Source organism: Eisenbergiella tayi (assembly GCF_001881565.1).
GTDB classification, from domain to species: Bacteria; Bacillota; Clostridia; order Lachnospirales; family Lachnospiraceae; genus Eisenbergiella; species Eisenbergiella tayi.
Genome location: NZ_MPDJ01000001.1, coordinates 1,871,780 through 1,892,808 on the forward strand (window position 1 = coordinate 1,871,780; position 21,029 = coordinate 1,892,808).

The 21,029-nt window shown below is 48.7% G+C and carries 16 protein-coding genes; 11 read left to right on the forward strand and 5 right to left on the reverse strand.

The genetic code is table 11. The features are described from left to right. Positions 1 to 229 precede the first annotated feature (229 nt). The 8 genes from BLA28_RS08015 (at position 230) to BLA28_RS08050 (ending at position 11,242) form a co-directional block, all read left to right on the forward strand. The gene (locus BLA28_RS08015) at positions 230 to 1,606 is read left to right on the forward strand and encodes an ABC transporter substrate-binding protein (RefSeq protein WP_069159200.1); all 1,377 of its coding nucleotides are present in this window, start codon (positions 230 to 232) and stop codon (positions 1,604 to 1,606) included. A 151-nt stretch (positions 1,607 to 1,757) separates the two neighbouring features. After that, complete coding sequence (locus BLA28_RS08020; RefSeq protein ID WP_069159199.1) at positions 1,758 to 2,627, forward strand: carbohydrate ABC transporter permease; 870 nt, start codon at positions 1,758 to 1,760, stop codon at positions 2,625 to 2,627. Beyond that, positions 2,627 to 3,451: a carbohydrate ABC transporter permease gene (locus BLA28_RS08025; RefSeq protein WP_009256304.1), complete on the forward strand. Its 825-nt coding sequence runs from the start codon at positions 2,627 to 2,629 to the stop codon at positions 3,449 to 3,451. The genes BLA28_RS08020 and BLA28_RS08025 overlap by 1 nt, the downstream gene beginning before the upstream one ends. 51 nt (positions 3,452 to 3,502) lie before the next feature. Next, complete coding sequence (locus BLA28_RS08030) at positions 3,503 to 5,770, forward strand: glycoside hydrolase family 31 protein (protein ID WP_069159198.1); 2,268 nt, start codon at positions 3,503 to 3,505, stop codon at positions 5,768 to 5,770. Positions 5,771 to 5,796: 26 nt separating this feature from the next. Further along, entirely contained in the window at positions 5,797 to 7,455 is a 1,659-nt protein-coding gene (locus BLA28_RS08035; RefSeq protein WP_069159323.1) for a DUF6259 domain-containing protein, read from the forward strand. 3 nt (positions 7,456 to 7,458) lie between these two features. Next, positions 7,459 to 9,927: a glycoside hydrolase family 38 N-terminal domain-containing protein gene (locus BLA28_RS08040; protein WP_069159197.1), complete on the forward strand. Its 2,469-nt coding sequence runs from the start codon at positions 7,459 to 7,461 to the stop codon at positions 9,925 to 9,927. A gap of 135 nt (positions 9,928 to 10,062) precedes the next feature. Beyond that, complete coding sequence (locus tag BLA28_RS08045) at positions 10,063 to 10,566, forward strand: gamma carbonic anhydrase family protein (protein WP_069159196.1); 504 nt, start codon at positions 10,063 to 10,065, stop codon at positions 10,564 to 10,566. Then, positions 10,538 to 11,242 carry a DNA alkylation repair protein gene (locus BLA28_RS08050; protein WP_069159195.1) on the forward strand — a complete coding sequence of 235 codons (705 nt, stop codon included), beginning with the start codon at positions 10,538 to 10,540 and terminating at the stop codon, positions 11,240 to 11,242. The genes BLA28_RS08045 and BLA28_RS08050 overlap by 29 nt, the downstream gene beginning before the upstream one ends. Before the next feature lie 31 nt (positions 11,243 to 11,273). On the opposite strand, the gene BLA28_RS08055 is transcribed toward BLA28_RS08050, so the two are convergent. From BLA28_RS08055 to BLA28_RS08065, 3 genes are all read right to left on the reverse strand, one after another. Next, a complete protein-coding gene (locus BLA28_RS08055) occupies positions 11,274 to 11,714 on the reverse strand; it encodes an Lrp/AsnC family transcriptional regulator (RefSeq protein WP_009256298.1) in 441 nt (146 codons plus the stop codon). Positions 11,715 to 11,725: 11 nt separating this feature from the next. Continuing rightward, on the reverse strand, positions 11,726 to 12,679 hold the full coding sequence (locus BLA28_RS08060; protein WP_069159194.1) for a DNA-3-methyladenine glycosylase family protein: 954 nt from the start codon (positions 12,677 to 12,679) through the stop codon (positions 11,726 to 11,728). A 75-nt stretch (positions 12,680 to 12,754) separates the two neighbouring features. Then, positions 12,755 to 13,957: a class I SAM-dependent rRNA methyltransferase gene (locus tag BLA28_RS08065; protein ID WP_069159193.1), complete on the reverse strand. Its 1,203-nt coding sequence runs from the start codon at positions 13,955 to 13,957 to the stop codon at positions 12,755 to 12,757. A 527-nt stretch (positions 13,958 to 14,484) separates the two neighbouring features. Here BLA28_RS08065 and BLA28_RS08070 point away from each other — a divergent pair. Next, entirely contained in the window at positions 14,485 to 17,445 is a 2,961-nt protein-coding gene (locus tag BLA28_RS08070) for a glycoside hydrolase family 2 TIM barrel-domain containing protein (protein ID WP_069159192.1), read from the forward strand. A gap of 52 nt (positions 17,446 to 17,497) precedes the next feature. Next, entirely contained in the window at positions 17,498 to 18,061 is a 564-nt protein-coding gene (locus BLA28_RS08075) for a flavin reductase family protein (RefSeq protein ID WP_009256294.1), read from the forward strand. 45 nt (positions 18,062 to 18,106) lie between these two features. Here the strand turns inward: BLA28_RS08075 and BLA28_RS08080 are convergent, their stop codons facing one another. Together BLA28_RS08080 and BLA28_RS08085 are read right to left on the reverse strand one after the other, a co-directional pair. After that, positions 18,107 to 18,385 carry a hypothetical protein gene (locus BLA28_RS08080; protein ID WP_009256293.1) on the reverse strand — a complete coding sequence of 93 codons (279 nt, stop codon included), beginning with the start codon at positions 18,383 to 18,385 and terminating at the stop codon, positions 18,107 to 18,109. A 25-nt stretch (positions 18,386 to 18,410) separates the two neighbouring features. Continuing rightward, entirely contained in the window at positions 18,411 to 19,469 is a 1,059-nt protein-coding gene (locus tag BLA28_RS08085) for a M42 family metallopeptidase (protein WP_069159191.1), read from the reverse strand. A 183-nt stretch (positions 19,470 to 19,652) separates the two neighbouring features. Here BLA28_RS08085 and BLA28_RS08090 point away from each other — a divergent pair, with 183 nt between their 5' ends. Then, positions 19,653 to 21,023, forward strand: coding sequence for an MATE family efflux transporter (locus tag BLA28_RS08090; RefSeq protein ID WP_044963239.1), 1,371 nt, complete (start codon positions 19,653 to 19,655; stop codon positions 21,021 to 21,023). Positions 21,024 to 21,029 lie beyond the last annotated feature (6 nt).

The following is a 21,029-nucleotide window of genomic DNA, read 5'->3' on the forward strand; positions in this document are numbered from 1 at the left end:
ATGAAATATTCATAATTATTTCAGGTGTAATTATATGCACAACTAAAATGGTTTGTCAAATTAATAAAAAAAGTCCTGTAAATGACAAAAAAAAGTACAATATACACAAAAAAACAGACTTTAGAATAGTTTTTTATAATGATAAACTGAATACATCCGGTAAGAATACGGAAATTAAGGCAGTTTACGAAAGTAAATCTGCAGGTTATGGGAAAGGAAGGGTTAAGTTATGAAAAGGCATGCAAAGAAATTGACAGCTCTGTTATGTACTGCAGCGATGGCGGCAGCATTACTGTCCGGTTGTTCTTCGGGAGGGGACAGCCAGACGGCAGATCAGGCCCCGGCCGCGCAGGATGAGGAAAGCAAAACCGAAGCAGCCGCACAAACAGCTGATTCCGCAGAACAGGCGGCACAGCCCGCTTCTGATGTGGTATTGGAGCTGGAGACAACATGGACCGGTGAAATGCTGGAAGGACTTCAGCAGATCATGGATGATTTTACAGCGGAAACAGGTATCGGGGTTGAAGTGATTTCACCCGGGGATGATTACGAAAATGTAATGAAAACCAGAATGGCTTCCGGAGATCTTCCTGATTTATGGGAAACTCATGGATGGAGCACTACAAGATATTCCGAATATCTTACCCCTTTAAATGACGAGCCATGGGTATCTCATGTGAAAGAGTCCATCAAAAAGACAGTCACCGATTCACAGGGAAATATTTATGTGGTCCCGCTGTCCATTGATCCGGCATCCATTTGCTATAACAGGGATATTTTTGAAGAGGCCGGCGTAGATGCGACAACAATCCGTACATGGGCGGATTTCGAAGCGGCATGTGACAAGCTTCTTACAACCGGAAAGGTGCCGGTATATGTAGGCGGAAAATCCGTTAATAACATTGCCAATCTGTTTGAAGTTATGGCCCCCGGATTCCTCACGAATGAAGATGTTGCGGATAACCAGGGAGCGGCTCTGCTGGACGGAAGCTTTGACTGGGAAAAATACTGGACGCCTCTTGCACAGATGCTGGATGACTGGCAGCAGAAGGGATACTTCAATAAGGACATTCTGACTGCAAGTGATGATGCCTCCATTCAGGCCCTTGCCAATGGCGACGGCGCTATTGTAATCAGCGGAAATCATACGATTACACAGGCTCTTTCCTATAATCCCGATGCAAGGCTTGGAATCATGGCAATTCCTTCACCCAATGAAGGCGGCAAAGTTTATGTGTCTTCAGGAGAAGGCGCCTGCTATGGTATTTGGAAGGATACCGAATATCCGGAGGAAAGCAGAAAGCTCCTTGAATATCTGGCAAGAGATGATGTCTCTGTAAAGGTTGCCACCATAAACGGAAAGATTCCCGCTATGGAAGGTGTTACCAATGATAATGAATATGTGACCAAAGAATTTAATATCATGATGAATGCCTTCGGCGATGATCTCCTCTATGTGAATTATTTTGACAGAGAATTCCTTCCCAGCGGTATGTGGAATGATATGGGAGTAGCCGGAAATGAAATATTTATGAATCCGGGAAAAGGCATTGAAAAATGTGTGGAAACAATTAAGACCGCATATGATGAAAAAATCAGCCAGTAATTTTTCAGATACTATTTTCAGGGCGCTGGCTTAAGCAGGCGGGCCGCCGCGTGATGGACTGGTTCATACGCGGCGGCTTACTTGTGTCCCGGATGAAAACCGGCAGCACGGCTGCCGGCGGAGCTGAGTCGGAAAGGTATGGTTATATAATATGAAAAAACGAAACCTAAGAATGAATGTATTTTATATTCCTGCACTGCTTCTTATCCTGTTTTTTGTTCTGTGGCCGCTGATAGAGGCGTTCCGGATTTCTTTCACGCAGTGGAACGGGTATTCCCAGGATTATCAATACATAGGCTTAAAAAACTATCTTAAATTGTTTAAGGACAGTAACTTCCTGATCGCCTTCCGTAACACCATCATCTATGGTTTTGGCAGTACGCTGCTTCAGAATCTGCTGGGACTCGCCTATGCAGTATTCTTAAATTCCCGGTTTAAAGGTCATTCCGTAGTACGTACCTTTATATATATGCCGGTCATGATATCCAGTCTGATCATGGGCTATATCATTTACTTCTTTGTTCAATACAACAGAGGTATTTTTAATGAAATGATAGGTATTTTCGGAATGGCGCCCATTGACTGGATGGCCTCCGGAACCAGAGGGGTTATCATCATAACATTGATGAATTCCTGGCAGTATGTAGGTATCGCCATGGTCATATACATGGCGGGCCTTCAGAACATTCCCCAGATGTATCTGGAAGCGGCGGAAATAGACGGCGCGAGCCCCTGGCAGCGTTTCCGGCACATTACCTTTCCGCTGCTGCTTCCTTCCATATCATCAGCGGTTGTGCTCAATCTGATCGGAGGCCTGAAGCTTTACGACGTTATCATATCCCTTTCCGGAGGAGGGCCGGGATTCTCCACCCATTCCCTGGCTTCCTACGTGAGCAACCAGTATTTTAAAGCGCAGAATGCGGGATATTCCGCTGCGGTGGGAATATTCACCTTCTTATTTATCATGGTAGTTTCCAATATCTTCACTAATTATTTCAGTAAAAAGGAGGTGGATATGTAATGAAAAAGACACTGCTGAAGGACTGGTGGAAATATCTGCTGGGCGTCGCCATCATTATTTTTCATGTCCTGCCCATCTATGTACTGGTAGTAATGGCATTCAAAAGCATGTCGGATTCCTCCTCTCTGCTTTCCCTGCCCGAAAAGGTATATACGGCTAATTTTGTCAAGGTTTTCCAGTCCGGGAACATTCCGTCTGCCCTCAGGAACACAATCATTGTGACGGTCTGTGTCCTTCTGATTGAAATTGTGGTCGGCGGGCTTGCTTCCTATCCGCTTTCCAGAAATAAAAGCAAATGGAACGGGCTTATAAAAGGTATTATAATGGGGATTATGATGATACCGTCTCTGAGTATCCTGGTCGGTGTCTATTCCCTGCTTGTATCCATAAAAGGAATATCCACTCTCTGGGGAATTATCCTCGTGTCATCCGCGTTCGGGCTCCCCATGACCATTTACCTCTTTACCAACTTCATCGGGGCTATCCCTCCTTCCCTTGATGAAGCCAGTGCTATTGACGGCTGCGGGGTGGCGCAGACCTTCTTTTATATTATTCTGCCCCAGCTGAAGCCTGTAACGGTAACCATCGTAATATTAAACGGGGTTTCCATATGGAATGAATACGCATACAGCCTGTACATTCTCCAGAAACCCAAAATGTACACATTGACCCTGATGATATCTCAATACTTCTCCGCAGGAGGGAAAGACTTGAACGGTGCGGCGGCGGCCGCATGTGTTGCGATTTTCCCTTTGATCATCGCCTACATCTTCCTCCAGAAATATTTTATTCAGGGGACCATTGACAGCGCGGTGAAAGGATAGGTATTGATACAGCAGCAAAAGCCGTATTTACGGCAGGATGAGAGGAAACACATGATCAGACCGGAAAAAATTCTGTCCTGCGGTATGCAGGGAAATATTTTGACAATGGAATGCGCCCAGGGGGTAATGCAGATTGTTCCTTATGCAGACAATATCCTGCACTTTGTATATTACCCACAGAATGACAGCTCCTGCCTGACGGAGGAAACAGATGGCAGAGAAAAATTGCCCATGTGGGGAATAGAGGCCGTGCCGTCCAAAGACAGCCGGCCGGCAGTGACAGAGGAAGAGGACAGGATCCTCTACAGCCTGCCCGGCGCAGGAATTGAAGTGAGCAGAAATCATGCGGAAATTACATTTACCGGGGCCATGGGAGAGAAGCTGACCACTCTTTTAGACTGCCGTCTGGAACCGGCAGTTGTCCTGGGCGAAAAAACCTTCCATATCCGGGTTGTTTTTTCCGCTTCGGAGGATGAGAAATATTTTGGCCTGGGACAGCATCAGGACGGCAGTCTGGATCTCGGCGGCAGGGAGCAGATCCTGTGGCATGATTACAGCCATAAGGGCGGTGAAATCGTTGCCGTGCCCTTCCTTGTTACGAATAAAAAATACGGAATCATCTTTGATAATGCTTCCCGGATGAAGGCTGTACCCGGTGTGGAGGGCCATACGGTTTGGCAGGCCGAGGTGGGGGAAGCGGTTTCCTTCTTTCTGATAACGGGAGAGGAAACGGATGATATTTACCGGGGCTACAGATGCCTTTGCGGAGCGGCGCCCCTGCCGCCGAGAAGAGGGCTGGGATTCATTCAATGCAAGCAGAGATACGCCTCCCAGGAGGAGCTTTTGGAGGTTGCATCCAAATATAAGGAGAAGGGCTGTCCCTGCGATATTTTTGTAGTGGACTGGTTCCATTGGAAGGTTCTGGGAGATCTGAGCCTGGATACGAAGTTCTGGCCCGACAGCGCGCAGATGAACCGGGAGCTTGAGGAAATGGGCTATGAGACAATGATATCCTGCTGGCCGCGGTTTATGAAGGAAAGTGAGAATTATGAATTCCTGGAAAAGAAGGGCTGGTTCATGAAGGATGCCCGGGGAAATACCGTTTACGGAACGCCGGAGGATCAGAGAGGCGCGCTGATTGACACCACCAATCCGGAATGCGGGAAATGGTATTTTGATACGATTAAAAAGAACTATGGTGATCTGGGATATAAATATTATTGGACGGATGAAGACGAACCGGATATCAGCCCTCATGAATCCTTTCTGCATGCAGGAACCGGAGCGCGCATTCATAATATCTACCCTCTTACCCATACTCAATGTATCTATGAAGGCCACAGAGCAGCATTTTCCCATCGCTGCCTGACACTATCCAGGGCCGCTTATCTGGGCGCGCAGAAATACGGTACCACCTTCTGGTCGTCCGATATTTATCCGGAGTGGGATGTTCTCAAAAGACAGATACCCACAGCCCTCAATTTCTGTGCCAGCGGCATGCCCTACTGGTCATCCGATATCGGAGGGTGGCAGGCGCTTCCCGATGAGGACACGGATGAGGATTACAGCAAGCTTCTGATTCAGACCTCCGGTTCGGGAAAAGGAGCAGTCACCAAGAAAAATTATACGGAACTATATATCAGATGGTTTCAGTTCGGTGTTTTCTGCCCCACATTCCGCACGCATGGAACCCGCAGAAATAATGAGGTATGGTCCTATGGGGAAGAAGCGGAAAAAATCCTGGTGAAATATGTAAGGCTCCGCTATCGTCTGATGCCCTACATTTATTCCCTCGCATTTCAGACAGAGCAGACCGGAGCCCCGTTTATGCGGGCTTTGTGGATGGACTTTTCCGACGGGAAAAGTGCGCTTACCGGGGATGAATTCATGTTCGGCCCGGCCCTTCTCGTTGCGCCTGTAACCGAACAGGGGGTGGTTTCCCGGGAGGTTTATCTTCCCGAAGGAACAAAATGGTATGATTTCTGGACAGATGAAAAACTGGACGGCGGTCAGACGATCACCGTGGATGCACCGATAGAAAAGCTTCCTCTTTTTGTAAAGGAAGGCTCCCTGCTTCCTTTGGGGGAAGTGCTTCCAAACAGCAAAGAAGAGCAGACGGAAATTGATATACAAATTTATCCGGGAAAGGATGCCTCGTTTTCCCTGTACTCGGATGACGGGGCCAGCTATGCTTATGAAGAGGGAGAATATTCTCTGGTAAAGCTGATCTGGGAAGAAGGAAAACAGGAGCTGTCCGTCACGGAAGAACAGACCTCGGAGAAGCTGCGTAAAAAGAATTACAGGTGGACAAAGCACTGAACGGTGAAAAAGAAAGGAAACAGATTATGCAGGATTTAAGTTTTTCTTTTCCAACACCTCATTTCCAACTGGGAGGATTTGAGTTTTCCGTCCTGATTTATACCTTCAGGAATGTGTATGCGCCCGATGAGGCGCAGATGACCGTCGAACAGCCCGGAGATACGCTTTGGGCCGAGGGAAAAGGCCTGCGGTGGGCAGGCGGCCAGATGGAAATGCCGGGCCGTTTTGAAGTCAGGGCCCGCATCTGCAGCCATGGCATCCGGGTGAAAACCACAGCAGAAATACAGAATCCCGGAGAAGATATCCGCTGTATTAAAGTCATTGTTCACGGGATCCCGGATGGAAAGCTGGTTAATTTAATTAATGCGCAGCCCCGTGAAATCCCGCAGGAAGGCCTGAACCTGAAATATCCGGAGGGCTGGCGGGATGTAGGCACCCCCCTTGTGGTCATGCAGACCCCGGAGAATGAGATGTTTTATTTCCGTTCCCTGGATGAAAAGGTAAGAGACAAACGCTTTGTCTTCGTACGTACCGGAGATAAACTGAATGCAGAGCTTATTTTTGAAGAAGCGGCAGTTTCAATGACGAACCGGATTGATGCTCCGGAATGGGAAATCGGATGGGGGAAAAACCTTGCGGAGATTTATGAGCCTCACAGACTGCACGTGGAGAAGTGTTACGGACTTGTGCCCTGGGAGGAAAGAACGGACGTCCCCGGCTGGGCAAGAGAAATTTCCCTGGTGGCCTCTATACACTGCCAGCACTGGACCGGATATATTTTCAATGACTATGAACAAGTATTGGAAAACCTGAAAAAAATTTGCAGGCAGGTGGAAGGAAAACGCGTGCTCGCCTACCTTCCAGGGTGGGAAGGCCGTTATTACTGGAAATATGGGAATTATGTCCCTGACGAACGGATGGGAGGAAAAGAAGGCTTCCGGAAGCTATGTGACGGCGCGAAGGAGCTGGGAGTCCATGTCATGCCCATGTTCGGGATAAATGTGGTGGGCAGCCATTTTGAAAACTATGAGGAATGGGGGCTTCCTTCCGAATTCAGAGGGCCGGGAGGCAGCCAGTACGGAGGCAGTGTGGATTGGGACGGCTCCCGCCATTATGACCATAATTCCAACCGTAATCTGAATCCCGCCGCGCCCCGGTGGCAGAACCGTCTCTACGGCCAGGTCACCGGCTTAATGGAAGAATTCGGGTTTGACGCCGCCTTTTTTGATATTGCGGCGGTATGGATGAACGATCCCAATCACTATCTGTATGACGGCGTGAAACAGCTTATGGAAAGATTCAAAAAATATAATCCCGATATGCTCCTGGCCGGCGAAGGCTGGTATGACGGTCTTACCGCCTGCATTCCGCTTCTGCAGTGCGGTCATACGGACGGCGTTTTCCACTGGCATGACGAGGCCTATGCCCCCATGTTTGACACCTATGCCCGCGGCTTCGGCCATTTATGTCTGGGTGATGTTTCCCGGGGAAGCACCGGAGTCCATGAACTGGGATACAATCCGATAAAAAAATGCCCGCTGCGCAAAGGAATTATCCCCACGATAACGATTGTGGACGGAACTCTGGAAAAGGCTCCGGACGCTGCTGCGGAAATATGTAAGGATGCCAATGCCTATGCGGAATTATATCTGAAGGAATCTCCGGCAGGTTCGGAATGGAGATAGTAAATGAGAGACAATAAAACGTTATATTTAGTATGTAATGCACATCTTGATCTGGTGTGGCAGTGGGAGTGGCATGAAAGCCTGGCAGAGGCGCTGTCCACCTTCCGTATAGCCGCCGCATTTTGTGAAACCTATGACGGATTTATTTTCAACCATAATGAAGCAAAGCTGTACCAGTGGATTGAGGAATATGATCCGCCTCTGTTTCAAAAGATACAGGATCTTGTGCAAAAAGGAAAATGGCATATCATGGGGGGCTGGTATCTGCAGCCGGACTGTGTGATGAGCAGCGGAGAATCAATTTTCAGACAGATGGAAAAGGGGCTGAACTATTTCAGAGAAAAGTTTGGGTGCCGCCCCCGTACAGCTATAAATGTGGATTCCTTCGGACATGACCGCGGACTGGTACAGCTTCTTCTCAAAAGCGGATATACCTCCTATCTGGTGGGACGCCCATCTTTGGAAGTGTGCAAGGCTCCCGGACCGGATTTTCTGTGGGAAGGATATGACGGCACCTGTATACCGGTTCATCTGGCAGCGGAAGGCTACAACAGCGGACTTGGCAAAGTCCGCAGGAAACTGGAATATTACCGCAGGCAGGAAGGAACAGATAATTCTGTACTGGCATTATGGGGAATTGGGAATCACGGGGGTGGACCGTCTAAGGAAGATCTGGATGAAATATCACTCCTTCAGAAAGAGTGGGAAAAAGAAGGCGTCCAGTTAATACACAGCACTCCTGAAATGTATTTTGATTCCATTTCCGGATCAGAGCTGCCCCTGTTTGACAGGGAAATAGGTCCCTCCATGCCCGGCTGCTACACCTCACAGGTCCGTATCAAGCAAACACATTGTCTTCTTGAAAACATGCTGTACCAGACAGAAAAGCTTCTGGCGGCCGCAGAAATCTTTACCGGTATGGAAGGGGATTGGGAATCGCTGAAACAGGCTGAAGAGATTCTTTTGTTTAACGAATTTCATGATATCCTTCCGGGCACTTCCGTCCAACGGGCAGAAGATGCGGCGTTAAGAGAAATGGGAGGCGCGATTTCCCTTCTGGAAAAAGAGAAAACCCGGGCGTTTATGCACCTCTGCCGCCAGACTGAAAAGCTGGAGCCTGGTGTCATTCCCATATTTGCATGCAATCCGCATCCATGGCCTGTGAAGGCGGTTCTGGAGTGTGAATTCCAGCTTCAGGATCAGGGATGGGATTATACCTATACTGATTTCGAGGTGAGATATCAAGGGGAAGTAATCCCGTCGCAGCTGGAAAAAGAGGGAAGCTCCATACCGTTGGACTGGCGGAAACGCCTTGTATTCATGGCTGATATCCCTCCGTTTGCCACAGCGGCCTTGTACGCCTATCCAAAGGTCCTTACCGGGAAACCGGAATTACCTCAGACAATCGAATCGGAGATCCGGCTGGAAGGCTCCGGGGGAGAGCTGATAATTGATAAAAAGTCAGGGCTAATCAGTTCCTACAGGATTGACGGAATCTCTCTTTTCTGCCCGGGAGCCGCCCGTCTGGTAGTTATTGCGGACAATGAGGATCCCTGGGGCATGACAGTAAACAGCTTCCCTGAAATCATCGGTGAATTTACGCCTGCATCTCCAGAACAGGCGGGTAAAATCTGTGGTTTGGATAAGGCAATAGATCCTGTACATATAATAGAACATGGCCCCGTTAGAACAGTGGTTGAAGCAATCTTCCTTTATAAACGTTCGGCTGCCATAGTCCATTATAAATTTCAACCGATTACTAATAAGCTGGATTTGGAGATACACCTGCAGTGGAACGAACCCAATCATATGGTTAAGCTGTCTCTTCCGACTCCCTGGAAGAATGCGGAATGCTGGGGACAGAAAATGCTTGGCAGAGCCCGTTTATATGAAAATGGCACGGAAAATGTTTCACAAAAGTGGATTTCCGTATGTAATGATAAACTGGGCCTGACCATATTAAACCGGGGAAGCTACGGCAGCAGCTTTGAAAATGGGGAACTGCGTCTCACTCTGCTGCGTTCGCCTGCCTATACTGCTCATCCTATTGATGACAGGATAATTCTTCCCCAGGATAGATTTCTATCCCGTATAGATATAGGAGAACGGTCATTTCTGTTTTCTATTCATGGAGGGGAGCGGGAGTGTCAGTTGAACACGGCAGATAAAGAAGCGGCAGTATATAATGAAGCACCTTTTGCCCGTTCGTATTTTACTAATGCCGGCAAGCCCACAGCCGGAGGAAATATAAAAATCGATGAAGAACAGATACAGCTGTTATGTTTAAAGAGGACGGATGCAGGATATCTGATACATTTATACAATAGTTCATCACAGCCTCGGAAAACAAGGTTTACTTTTATAGAAAGGGAGATAATGGTGGAATTAGATCCCTTTGAACTGAAGGCTTTTCACTATTCACAGGGAATTCTGGAACCCTGCGGTCTCATAACTTTGCAGGATACTCTGTAAAATATCTTCTTTGGCAGATCCTTATATTGTAATTGACTCCCCGGGTAAGGAATGGCATAATAAACCTGAACCCGGGGTTTTCCCCGGCTTTGGGGAACTCAACGTTACGATTGGCTAAAGGAAGGGACGGATAAAATGAAAACACCGGAGATTGCAGAGAGCGTATTCGTTGCGCCGGACGCGGTAATACTGGGTGACGTACATATAGGAGAAGACTGCAGCATATGGTTCCATACGGTCATACGCGCGGAGGATGCCTCTGTCCGGATCGGGGAAGGCACCAATATACAGGATAACTCAGTAGTCCATGTGGATAAAGGGCATCCCGTAACCATCGGAAACCAGGTAACGGTCGGACATGGGGCCATTATCCACGGCTGCCGGATCGGTGACAATACCCTCATAGGCATGGGGGCTATCCTTTTAAACGGAGCAGTCATCGGTAAAAACTGCATTATAGGCGCAGGAGCGCTGGTAACCCAGAACACCATCGTTCCGGATAATTCCATGGTCATCGGAAGCCCGGCATCTGTAAAACGCCAGGTTCTGGAGCGGGAAGTGGAAAGCAACTGCAGAAATGCAGAGATTTACATCAAAGAAGGAAAAGACTATGCTGATTTCTTCCGGAAAAAACAATAACACCATCAAAGAACAATTATCCCTGCTGGCAGAACCTGCCTACAGGGATTTTGCATCCTCCCTGCTTCCCGGCACGGAAAATATACTCGGAGTGAGACTGCCCGCCCTCCGTAAGCTTGCCAAAAAGCTGGCTAAAGAAAACTGGCTGCAGAACCTGAATCTCTGTACCCAGGACAGCTTCGAAGAAATCATGCTCCGGGGCTTCCTGATTGGCTATGCAAAAGCACCCCTTCCCGTCATTCTTGACCAGATTACACAATTCCTTCCAAGGATAAACAACTGGTCCGTTTGTGACAGCTTCTGCATCACACTGAAAATTGCCGCACAATACCCATCCGAATTCTGGGATTTTTTCCAGCCCCTCCTGAACAGTCAGGAAGAATTCACCCTCCGCTTCGTTCTCGTCATGCTTCTCGACTACTACATCAATGATGAATACATAGACAGCCTTTTCCCGCTCTTTGACCGAATCACCCACCAGGGATATTACGTCAAAATGGCGCTCGCCTGGGCCATTTCCATGTGTTATGTCCGATTCCCCGCCCAAACCACCCTCTATCTGCATAACAACCGCCTGGACGATTTTACCTACAACAAATCCCTTCAGAAAATCACCGAATCACACAGCGTTTCCGCAGAATCCAAACAGATAATCCGATCTATGAAAAGAAACTGACGCAGGATAAAAGTCTGTCCTTTTTCCCAGCCTAAACTGTAATTTCTTCCTTTAACGTAGACAGGCAGATGATAGTATTGGCATCGGTCACGCCCTTGATATCCTTCAGAGTACAGGACAGAAAATCCTCGATATCCTGCATATCCCGGAAAAGAACCTTCAGGAGAAAATCCGCAGGCCCCGCGGTATGGTGGCATTCCAGCACCTGGGGAAGCTGCAGGCACACATCCTGAAAAGCCTCCATATTCCTGGAATAATCCATTTTTACAAGGATAAAAGCCAGAAGGTTATAGCCGGAAGCGCCGGGATTCACACGGATGGTATATTTTTCAATCACCCCTGTCTGCTCCAGCTTCCGGATACGTTCCGTCACAGCAGGTACGGACAGAGAGACCTGTTTGCTGATGTCGGAAGCGCTTGCCCGGCTGTTTTCTTTTAATATAGAAAGAATGGTGGAATCAGTTTTATCCATAGAAACCTCCCTTAGCTTATTTTTTTCCTGGCAGGAGCGGGCTTAACCGCTTCTTTTTTTGTCCGGGAAGACGGAAGTGACAGCTTATAATAAAACATATATTGCTGGATTACCCCTGCGAAGCCCTGATAGCGTTCGAAAGGGAAACCCTTCGGGTAATAGGCGGCCAGAATCTGTTTTACATGCGTATCCACTGGAAAAGCGCCGATATGATGTAAGGCAAACAGACAGATGCAGTCGGCCACCTTGCGCCCAATCCCAAATTCCCCGGTAAGAATAGCAATAGCCTCTTCATAATCCGCATTCTGCAGGGAATGGAAGAATTCTTTTCCGCTGCCGTTGCAGCACCGTTTGGCCATGGCGAGAATATATTTGTCCCGATAGCCAAGCCCCAGCCCCTGCAGCTCTTCCAGACCTCCGGCGGCAATTTTTTCCGGTTCGGGAAAGGAGTAAAAATCCCTTTCGGACAAAGACTCCTCACCGGTCAGAAAGCCTTCCGGCTCCAGCCGCTCCCCATACCGGCGGCACAGGGAATCCACACTATTGCGGATACGGGTAATATTATTATTCTGGGATATCAGGAAACAAAGGATGGTTTCCCACAGATCCTGCCGGAGAATACGTATTCCTCCCCCATAGGAAATCGCAGACGTCAAAAAGCTGTCTTTCGGATCCACCGCTTTTTTCATCGCCCCATAATCAGTGGAAAGATCGAAATAATTATGCCAATAGGAATCAAATTCCTGCGGGGAACAGGAAAACTCCACAGAAACCCCTTCCCCGGACATTCCGAAAGCCGACAGAGTCCCTTCCTTTGAAGGCCCGCAGGCTGTCTGCCGTATCCGGACCAGATGACGGCCGGATGCAACCGCATATGTATTTTCCCCGCAGCAGCAGATCCGGAACACCTGTCCCGAATCCATCAGCATACGCATATCAAAATCATGAAGTATCGTCTGGTACATAAGAGATATTTCCCTTCCTCGCACGAATTATGAAAGCTGGTAACAGTTCAGATAACCAGGAACCATTCCTGATATCTACAGTTCCTCACATACCTGGAAAATATAAAATTTCAGATAATAGGATTCATCCGCCGCCCAGAGTATAGGATGATCACAGCACTGCGTGCGGAATTCCACCTGACGAAGCCTCTTATGAGAACCGGCAGCGGCCTCCCTGATCGTTTTGGAAAAAAGCTCCGGATCCATAAAATGAGAACAGGAACAGGTAACCAGAAAACCGCCGTTTTCCACAAGCTTCATGCCCCTCAGGTTGATCTCACGATACCCCTTAACCGCATTCTTAATGGAATTTCTGGACTTGGTAAAAGCAGGAGGATCCAGGATAACCACATCGAATTTTTCTCCCTGTCCCTCCAGCCGGGGAAGAAGCTCAAAGACATCGGCACATTGAAAACGCACCCGATCCTCCAGCCCGTTCAGCCTCGCATTTTCCTCAGCCTGCAAAATCCCCGTCTGGGAAGAATCCACCCCGAGAACACTTTCCGCCCCTGCAATTCCGGCATTTAAAGCAAAAGACCCGGTATGAGTAAAACAGTCCAGAACCCTTTTCCCCCTGCACAGCCGCTGAACAGCCGCCCGGTTATACTTCTGATCCAGAAAAAACCCTGTTTTCTGCCCATCCTCTATATCTACGATATACTTAACCCCATTTTCTTCAATCTGTACCTTCGTATCAAAAGGAGCGCTGATAAATCCCTTAAAACGCTCCATCCCCTCCTGCAGCCGTACCTTGGCATCACTTCGCTCATAAATTCCCCGTACCTCAATCCCGTCCCTTTGCAGTATCCGGCAGAGAGAATCCAGAATCACAGCCTTAAGCCTGTCAATTCCCAGCGCCAGGGACTCCACCACAAGCACATCCGAAAACTTATCCACTACCAGCCCGGGAAGCCAGTCCGCCTCACCGAATATCACCCTGCAGCACCCGGTATCCACCGTCTGCTTCCGATACTCCCACGCATTTTCCACCCGCTTCTCCAGAAAAGCTTCATCGATTACCGTCCCCTTTTTCCTGGAAAGAAGCCTCACCGTAATCTTCGATTGCGTATTAATAAACCCAATTCCCAGAAAATACCCGTCAAAATCATGAACTGTAACCAGATCCCCATTTTCAAAATCACCGGCAATACTTTCTATTTCATTATCATAAACCCACATTCCCCCGGATTTCAAAGTCCTCCCGGTCCCTTTTTTTAATGTAACAAGAGTATCGTACATATTACCTCACATTCCGCCGCTTTTTCGTTATCTCCCAAACTATCCTGCCCATAACGAATTTTTGAGGCTTTTCTGATTATTCTTCCTTTTTTGTATTGTAAGTGTAACATATTTTCTTTATAATTTACAGTAGCAATGAAGGTTCGGCCCCTCCCCATATTCTGTCAGGGTTCCCGTGCCTGCCCGCCCTTTGCTCCGCGCCTCCTGCCGGTACCTTTTTGCCTTCCCCTCAGGCTATCCCTCCCCGGCGGGTATGTGTACCCTGCAAAGGCCTTCTAAAAACGCCGGTCCTTAGATTGCGTCCTCTGCAATCTTAGTACCGCTGCGTTTTTGGCAGAGTGAAAACGTGCCTGCGCAGGGTACACATACCCGCCGGGGAGGGATAGCCTGAGGGGAAGGCAAAAAGGTACCGGCAGGAGGCGCGGAGCAAAGGGCGGGCAGGCACGGGAACCCTGACAGAATATGGGGCGTACCAAAAGTATAATCTCAAGAAGAGGAGATGGAACGTTTGTTCCAAAGGAGAGCTTATGATTCTGGAAAAATTCTATGAAAACCCGGAAATACTGCATGTCGGGACAGAAGAGAACAGGTGCTATTATGTTCCTCTTGATGTGCAGGAAAAGGAAAACGCTAGAAACTTAAGCGGGATCGACTGGAAATTCGGCTATTATCCCAATGTGGAGTCTGTGCCGGAATTTTACAAAAAGGATTTTGACGAAGAGGCCTTCGGCAGGCTGGAGGTACCTTCCTGCTGGCAGATGCTTGGCTTTGATCAAAAACAATATACCAATATAAGGTATCCTTTTCCCTTCGATCCGCCTTTTGTACCCGACGAGAATCCCTGCGGCGCCTACATCAAATATTTTGATATCAGTGCTGCGGAGGCTAAAAAGGAACAGTACCTTTATTTTGAAGGAGTGGATTCCTGCTTTTATGTATGGATAAACGGAAAGTTTGTCGGCTACAGCCAGGTATCCCACAGCCCCAGTGAGTTTAATATCACAGGGAAAACCAAAACCGGAATGAATAAGCTGGCGGTTCTGGTGCTGAAATGGTGCGACGGAAGCTATCTGGAGGATCAGGATAAGTTCCGTATGTCCGGTATTTTCCGTGACGTGCATCTGCTTTTCAGACCCGCAGAACATGTCAGGGATTATACCATTACCACACCTGTTGAATTTGAGAAAAACAGGGCGGAAGTGGAAGTGAGGATCAATGAGGTGGCGGGGAATCCTCGGATCACCTGTGAATTATGGGATAAAGACAACCTTCTGGGGGAATGCGCTGTTGAAGACGGAAAAGCGTCCTTCCCGGTGGAGGCCCCTGTCCTGTGGAATGCGGAAGAGCCTTATCAGTACATACTGAAAATAAAGACCCCGGAAGAAATCCTGATCCAGAGGGTGGGAATCCGCACGGTTGACATCAAAGACGGCGTGGTGCTCATCAACAACAGGCCAGTCAAATTCAAAGGGGTAAACCGGCATGACAGCAGCCCGTATACCGGAGCAGTGGTTTCCAGGATGGATGCCATGTTTGATCTGCGCATCATGAAGGAGGCCAATATCAATGCCATCCGCACCAGCCATTATCCCAATGCGCCCTGGTTCCCGGAGCTGTGCAGCGAATATGGTTTTTATATGATTGCGGAAGCGGATATTGAATCCCATGGGGCGGCCACCATTTACGGAGGCAGCACCGAAGGAACCTTCAGCTATTTCGTTCAGGATCCTTCCTATAAAATGGCCATTCTGGACAGAGTGCAGCGCAGCGTGATCCGTGATAAAAACCAGTGCGGTGTCATTTTCTGGTCTCTCGGCAACGAATCCGGCTTCGGAACTAATATGGAAGAGGCGGGACGCTGGGTGAAAAATTATGATCCCACCAGGCTGCTTCATTATGAAAGCGTTCATTTCCAGCCGGAAGGGCATGAAAAAGATGAGTCCATGCTGGATGTGGAAAGTCATATGTACGCATCCACGCAGCAAATCGATGCATATTTTGCAGAACCGGGTGAGAAAAAGCCCTTCGTCCAGTGTGAATTCATACACGCTATGGGCAACGGCCCCGGGGATATTGAAGACTACATGCAGCAGATATACCGCTATGACGGATTTTGCGGCGGATTTGTGTGGGAATGGTGTGACCATGCCACCTATGAAGGCAGGGCGGAAAACGGAAAGGAAATGTTCCATTACGGCGGCGATGCGGGAGAGTTTCCCCACGACGGAAACTTCTGCATGGATGGCCTTGTATTTCCTGACAGAAGGCCTCACGAAGGGCTTTATGAATGGAAAAATGCGATCCGTCCGGTAAGGGCCGAGCTGCTGGATCGGAAAAAGGGTGTTATCCGCTTGTACAACAAACTGGATTTCAGAAACTTAAAAGACTATATCTATATCCATTATGAAATCAAAGAGGAGGGAATCCTCCTGGAAGAAGGTATGATAGAGGATCTGGAGGCGGCCCCTCACGGCTTCACCGACATTACCCTGAAGCTTCCGGGCAAACCCAAGGATCACTGCTATCTGAAGCTGACCTATTATCAGAAGGCAAAGGATAAGCTTACCCAGATCGGCCATGAGCTGGGCTTTGATCAGTTTGCACTTTCCGAAGACAAGGATGTCAGACTGACACTGCAGAAGAACGGCGAGCCTCTTATCCTCACGGAAACCCCGGATGTTTTCCGGATGGAAAACAGCTCTGTATGCTATGAATTCGGGAAAAAGCAGGGAAGCTTCCTGAAGCTGGAGAAAAACGGAAAAGCCTGTATAACGGCTCCTGTAGAATGGAATGTTTACCGTGCTCCCACGGATAATGACCGCAATATCGTTCTTTCCTGGAAAGAGGCCGGATATGACAGAAGTGTAGTAAAGGTATACGGCTGTGAGGCCAGGGTGAAACAGGGCACGGTTGCCATAACCTGTGATTTTTCCATAGCGGCTGTTTATATTCAGCCTTTCCTGCGGCTTCATGCGGTATGGAGCATAAACGGCGAAGGGGAAATCAAGGTCGCGGTGGATGGGAAAAGAGACACATCCTTCCCGTTCCTTCCCCGGTTCGGCCTGAAATTCCAGCTTCCTCAGGAAGAACAGGAGGTAACCTATCTGGGGTACGGACCGCATGAAAGCTACTGCGATAAGCATCAGGCAAGCTATGTTGATGTATTCCATACCACAGTGCCCCAGCTTCATGTGGACTATGTGCGTCCTCAGGAAAACGGAAGCCATTACAGCTGCTCCTCCATTCAGGTGGGAGGGCTGCAGGCGTCCGGCAGCAGGCCCTTCAGCTTCAGTGCTTCGGAATATACCATACAGGAGCTGGAAGCAAAGCATCATAACTATGAACTGGAACCGTCAGGCTCAGTCATTGTATGCACCGATTACAAACAAAGCGGCGTAGGCTCCAATTCCTGCGGGCCTGAGCTTCTGCCCCAATACAGGCTGGATGAAGATCAGTTCCATTGGGAAATGCTGTACCGTTTTGAATAAACGGATGGCTGCTGCGTTATTCACATGACGAAAAAATAAGGAGGAACGGACTATGTCAAAAGTTTCCATGTCAGGATCCAATGATTTCTGTCCCCAGTGCCTGTATCTGTATGGTACATACAAAGAAAACGGGGAACCCAATTACGGGCTGTTCTGCTGGGCAACCTATTGCTGGGATGAAGGGCTTAAATTTGTGGCCTGTATCGGGCAGGATAAGCTGACCCGTGACAGAATAAGGGCTGAGGGCGTATTTTCCGCTTCCGTAGTGAGCGAAGCGCTTCTGCCCGCCGCGGATTTCTGCGGAACCCATCCCGGATATGAGTTCGATAAGTCGGAGAAAGTGGAATCTGAAAAAGGCGGGGTCCTGAATGTGCCGGTGCCGAAAGCCAGCCCGTGGACGTTGGAGCTTCAGGTGGATAAAACCCTGCATCTGGATGACAAAAAGGAGAGTGAAATATACATTTGCACGATCAAAAATGTGATGGCTGAGGAGTATCTGGCTGGTGATGCCGACTTTGAAAAACGCCTCCGCCAGGCCGCCCCTGTAATATCCGTATCCGATAAATATTTATCCATAAACCCGGCGCCTTTGGGGGACTGGGGAAGCATGGGATAACGTTCCTGTATAAAGATTATACACCGATAGTAACAAGAATGCTGCTCATTTCTGAGCAGCATTCTCGTCGTTTTCCGGTGTTTCGTTCTCCAATTGTTCCAGATAATTCTTTTCCCCGCAGTTGGGACAATATAGGATCTGCCCCTTCCGGCTCCCTACGGAAAAAATCAGCTGCATTAAGGTAGGCCTGAAAACCTGTCCGCAGGCAGGACATTTAAAGGTGGCGGTACGCCTGTAGGCGAGCCTGCGGAAAATCAGGATCAGGACAAACAGCACTATCAGGATAAGGGCGGTTACCGGTATCATCTTTTGCAGAAAATCCATAAAAACCTCCGTTTTCGTATGGGCTTCAGCCAAGGTAAGCCTTCAGCAGCCTGAAAGTATTCTCTACGCCCTTCTTATGGCTCCGCTCATAACCGTGGGAGGCATATACACCGGGGCCGATCAGCCCGTGGCGTACATCATAACCGGCGGTGAGAGCCGCGTCCGCATCGGAACCGTAAAAAGGATATACATCCACCGCAAAGTCCGCGCCGGCCTTTTTCGCCGCTTCAATGAGCGCGCTTACCACATCATAATGATAAGGCCCTCTGCTGTCTTTGGCACAGATGGAAACCTGATATTCATCACAGCCCAGTCCTTCTCCCACGCAGCCCATATCCACGGAAAGAACCTCCATTACATCCTGCGGAATGGAAGCGCAGCCGCCGTGCCCCACTTCTTCGAACACGGTAATATGATGGTAAATCCTGCGGGCAGGAGTGATATTTTCATCCTTTACATATTTGGCATAGCCCAGCAGAACTCCCGTACTCAGCTTGTCATCCAGAAAACGGCTCTTGATAAATCCGGAAGGAGTCACCACTGTGCGGGGTTCAAAGCAGACGATATCGCCGGGAAGAATACCGAGGGCAAGCACGTCCTCTTTGGTGCGTACCACTTCATCCAGGAGGACTTCCATTTCCGAGTAAGCTCTCTTGGTATTGTTATATTCCCCGTTTACATGGATGGAAGCATTGCGAAGCTGGAAGGTACCTGTATATACGTTTCCGCTTCTCGTAACGATGCGGCAGTTTTCTGCTTCCGCATTATTAGGGTTCATGCCCCCTAACGGGGTCAGGTTCAGGTGCCCCGCGGAGGTGATTTCCGATACCATTGCCCCCAGTGTATCCACATGGGCCTCAATGAGAATCGGTCCGGCAGCGGGATCGCAGATTTCCCCGTCTTCCGATACGCCGTCCGCAATTTTGACAAATACGCCGCCTTTGGTGGTAAGCATAGGTTCATACCCCAGTTCGGTATAGACCTTCATCAAATAAGCCGCCACATTTTTGGTATAGCCTGTAGGGCTGTCAATGGAAAGCAGTTTCTGTGTCTGCTCCACAATATACTCTGTATAATCCTTCATCAGTGAATCTCCTTTACGCATGATGTCTGTTATGTCTGATACAAGATTACCACTTTTACGTAGGTAAGGCCAGTCCTTCCCTCATTTTATTTTAATAAAAAGCATGATATACTGGAAAACAAAAGAGGAATATGTTTCGTCAGCCCGGAGCATGTTCTCAAAAAAGCCGGAGGATGGATACCAATGAATCAAAAAGGCGAACAGAAGATGGGTACGGAGAGCATACCGAAGCTGATGGTGAGTATGGCGGTTCCGTCCATTATCGCACAGATAATTAATATACTTTATAATATTGTGGACCGCATTTATATCGGACATATCCCCGGTGTGGGTGCGGCGGCGCTTACCGGCGTCGGCATCACTTTTCCCATCATTACCCTGATTTCCGCGTTTTCAGCCTTCGTAGGAATGGGCGGAGCGCCGCTTGCGGCGATCTGGCTGGGAAAAGGGGACAGGAAGCACGCGGAAAAAATACTCGGCAGCGGAACCTGTCTGCTTGTTATTTTCACCGTGCTTCTCATGGCTGTTTTCTATGGTTTTCTCCGGCCGTTCCTTTATATGTTCGGCGCATCGGATGCCACCATCGGCTATGCCATGGATTACATGTACATATATCTGTTGGGAACCCTGTTTGTGGAGCTGGCCCTCGGGCTGAATCCCTTTATTATTTCCCAGGGCCGCTCCCGGATCGCCATGATATCCATCGTGATAGGAGCGGTGGTAAATATAGCCCTGGATCCTCTGTTTATTTTTGTATTTGGCTGGGGAGTGAAGGGCGCGGCCATAGCCACCGTGCTTTCCCAGGCGGTAAGCGCGGCCTGGAACGTGAAATTCCTTATGAGCCCTAAATCCTCCCTCCGCCTGTCTCTGTGCCATGTGCGTCCCTCCTTCCGCATTATGTGGCAGATTTGTTCCCTGGGTATTTCCCCCTTTATCATGCGGTCCACGGAAAGCCTGATCAGTATTGTGCTCAACCGGGGACTGCAGATATACGGAGGAGATTTGTACGTAGGTTCCCTGACAATCATGCAGAGTGTGCTTCAGCTCTTTTCCGCTCCGCTCTCCGGATTTACCCAGGGAGTGCAGCCGATCATCAGCTATAATTACGGCGCAGGCAATTTTGATCGGGTTAAAAAACTATATCGGAGCATGATAGGAATCAGCTTTGCCATTTCCTTTACCGCCAACCTGACCGCCATGATATTTCCCGGAGCCTATGCCGCCCTGTTTACGAACGACAGGGAATTGATCGGCCTGGTATCGAAGGTCATGCCGGTATTTCTTTTCGGAATGCTGTTTTTCGGCCTGCAAAACGGGATCCAGCCCACCTTCCTCGCTCTGGGACAGGCCAAAATATCCCTGTTTATCGCCATGTTCCGAAAGGTGATCCTCCTGGTGCCCCTGGCGCTTGTGCTTCCCCGGTTCTTTGGAGTGATGGGGATTTATTATGCGGAACCCATATCCGATATTATTTCTGCGGCAACAGCGGGAATACTGTTTTGTATAAATATAAAGAAAATTCTGTCGAAAGAATATCTGGCAAGAATCCAATGAGGGAAT

Excerpts from the sequence above, each read along its gene's own strand:
- BLA28_RS08040 (WP_069159197.1), top strand. The coding sequence starts at position 7,459 with ATGAGAGACAATAAAACGTTATATTTAGTATGTAATGCACATCTTGAT.
- BLA28_RS08075 (WP_009256294.1), top strand. The coding sequence starts at position 17,498 with ATGTCAAAAGTTTCCATGTCAGGATCCAATGATTTCTGTCCCCAGTGC.
- BLA28_RS08050 (WP_069159195.1), top strand. The coding sequence starts at position 10,538 with ATGCTGATTTCTTCCGGAAAAAACAATAACACCATCAAAGAACAATTA.
- BLA28_RS08055 (WP_009256298.1), bottom strand. The coding sequence starts at position 11,714 with ATGGATAAAACTGATTCCACCATTCTTTCTATATTAAAAGAAAACAGC.
- BLA28_RS08020 (WP_069159199.1), top strand. The coding sequence starts at position 1,758 with ATGAAAAAACGAAACCTAAGAATGAATGTATTTTATATTCCTGCACTG.
- BLA28_RS08070 (WP_069159192.1), top strand. The coding sequence starts at position 14,485 with ATGATTCTGGAAAAATTCTATGAAAACCCGGAAATACTGCATGTCGGG.
- BLA28_RS08060 (WP_069159194.1), bottom strand. The coding sequence starts at position 12,679 with ATGTACCAGACGATACTTCATGATTTTGATATGCGTATGCTGATGGAT.
- BLA28_RS08025 (WP_009256304.1), top strand. The coding sequence starts at position 2,627 with ATGAAAAAGACACTGCTGAAGGACTGGTGGAAATATCTGCTGGGCGTC.
- BLA28_RS08035 (WP_069159323.1), top strand. The coding sequence starts at position 5,797 with ATGCAGGATTTAAGTTTTTCTTTTCCAACACCTCATTTCCAACTGGGA.
- BLA28_RS08065 (WP_069159193.1), bottom strand. The coding sequence starts at position 13,957 with ATGTACGATACTCTTGTTACATTAAAAAAAGGGACCGGGAGGACTTTG.
- BLA28_RS08030 (WP_069159198.1), top strand. The coding sequence starts at position 3,503 with ATGATCAGACCGGAAAAAATTCTGTCCTGCGGTATGCAGGGAAATATT.
- BLA28_RS08085 (WP_069159191.1), bottom strand. The coding sequence starts at position 19,469 with ATGAAGGATTATACAGAGTATATTGTGGAGCAGACACAGAAACTGCTT.
- BLA28_RS08015 (WP_069159200.1), top strand. The coding sequence starts at position 230 with ATGAAAAGGCATGCAAAGAAATTGACAGCTCTGTTATGTACTGCAGCG.
- BLA28_RS08080 (WP_009256293.1), bottom strand. The coding sequence starts at position 18,385 with ATGGATTTTCTGCAAAAGATGATACCGGTAACCGCCCTTATCCTGATA.
- BLA28_RS08045 (WP_069159196.1), top strand. The coding sequence starts at position 10,063 with ATGAAAACACCGGAGATTGCAGAGAGCGTATTCGTTGCGCCGGACGCG.
- BLA28_RS08090 (WP_044963239.1), top strand. The coding sequence starts at position 19,653 with ATGAATCAAAAAGGCGAACAGAAGATGGGTACGGAGAGCATACCGAAG.